The following is a 1,535-nucleotide window of genomic DNA, read 5'->3' as shown; positions in this document are numbered from 1 at the left end:
CCCTGATCATAAACCAAAAAAGGTAATCACCCATTCGGTAACGCTATATAATCTCTGAAGTAGCCCCGTCTGTAAAAAACTTGGGGCTAAGGTCTTGATTCTTATAAATATGGTAACCGCGACTTGAGGAAGACGATCTCGTTTTTCCTGGATAATCCCAAGAGTTTACTCTTAAACCTAATCTTGGTTAGGATATAGCCAGATCTGTGAGAGTGGAGCGGTAACGGATTCTTTTTCTTTATGAGAGATATGGACTAGAAGGTTGAACATTTTATCCGTGAATGCTCCGTTATCCTCTTTCAATTATATAATAGAACCCAAGATTTTTCACATTATCAATGTAGGGGCGAACCTATGTGTTCGCCCAGGGCTTTTAAATTCAAGAATCAAGACCTTACTCCCGTTGGGTTGCTAATAGTCAGTATCGAAAAGATCTAAAGCTTTTTAGACCCGAAGATCAACTCAACTGCCCACCTGGTAAATAATCGGTCGATAGCAAGGGGGAGGGATGGGTAAATCTTCAGAAAGAGCAGCTTCGATCCAGGCTTTTTTAGCAATTTGAACTTCATGGAGAGCTTCCTCTGGTGTAAGACCAAAAGCCGAACATCCTTTTAGGTCAGGAATATCGGCAATATACCCCTGATCCTCCTCGCTCCAAAAAATATTCACATGGTAGTCCATTATTTGGTTTCCCCCAAACGGAGATTATATTTCTCAACAATTTTTAAAAGTTGTTTAACTTGATACGGTTTCGCCATACCACTAACATTTTGAAAGTTTAATAGTTCTCTTGTCTGGTGATGGATAAAAATATGATGACTTCCTTTTACCCTCGATAACTTAAAACCAAAGGCTTCAGCCAAACCAATTACTTCAGTAAAACGTATATTGTCTGGATTGGAAATGGCTTTTTTTAAAAGTCTTTTGATTTTCATGGTTAATATTCGTTTCTTACAATAGGGTTGCTTTAATTTTACATGAACTATCTGGGTTACTGCAACATGATAGCAGCTTTTGAAGTGAGATAAAAACATTCAAAACAAAAGATGACAGAGTTGAATGCGATAGTTTTCATCTTCATATGGTACTCCCAAGCGGCAAGAATGCTTATCACATTCCCCAGAAATTCAAGAATCAAGACCTGACCCTCTGGACCCTCATTACATATTTTAGAATCAAACTTTGATCCATGAGGTGATAATAGTGTCCTTATTTTTCCTTTAAGGCTAGTATTCTTTCTTGAGCTTGCTCAATATAGGGGCCATGTTGCCTTGAAGCAAAGCGAAGAAATACCTTATAATCGCCAACAGCTTCTTTCCAGTAGCTCATCTTTTCATAGATTTCAGCACGGGAATAGAAAGCCATAATAAATCTTGGGTTGAGCTCCAGGACTGTATTGAAATCGGCCAGAGCCTGATCTAAAAATCCTTTCATGGAGAAGGCAAGGGCTCGGTTATAATAATATTCTTCGTTCCGTGGACTGAACCTCAAGGTCTGATTAAAATCAACGATGGCCTGATCATAGCAATCCTTTT

General features: G+C 38.7%; 3 protein-coding genes. All 3 read right to left on the bottom strand.

Translation table 11 applies throughout. From position 1 onward, the window contains the following. Nucleotides 1-462: 462 nt before the first annotated feature. Nucleotides 463-684, bottom strand: a complete 222-nt coding sequence (locus PLK24_RS11405; RefSeq protein WP_349770688.1) for a type II toxin-antitoxin system HicB family antitoxin — start codon at nucleotides 682-684, stop codon at nucleotides 463-465. Continuing rightward, nucleotides 681-935, bottom strand: a complete 255-nt coding sequence (locus PLK24_RS11400; protein WP_324479247.1) for a type II toxin-antitoxin system HicA family toxin — start codon at nucleotides 933-935, stop codon at nucleotides 681-683. Before PLK24_RS11400 ends, PLK24_RS11405 begins: the two co-directional genes overlap by 4 nt. Nucleotides 936-1,209: 274 nt before the next feature. After that, on the bottom strand, nucleotides 1,210-1,535 hold a 326-nt coding region (locus PLK24_RS11395; RefSeq protein WP_324479245.1), incomplete at its 5' end, for a tetratricopeptide repeat protein.

The sequence above is a fragment of the Atribacter sp. genome, from assembly GCF_035418125.1.
Lineage (GTDB): Bacteria > Atribacterota > Atribacteria > Atribacterales > Atribacteraceae > Atribacter > Atribacter allofermentans.
This window is presented reverse-complemented; position numbering and strand designations above follow the sequence as displayed.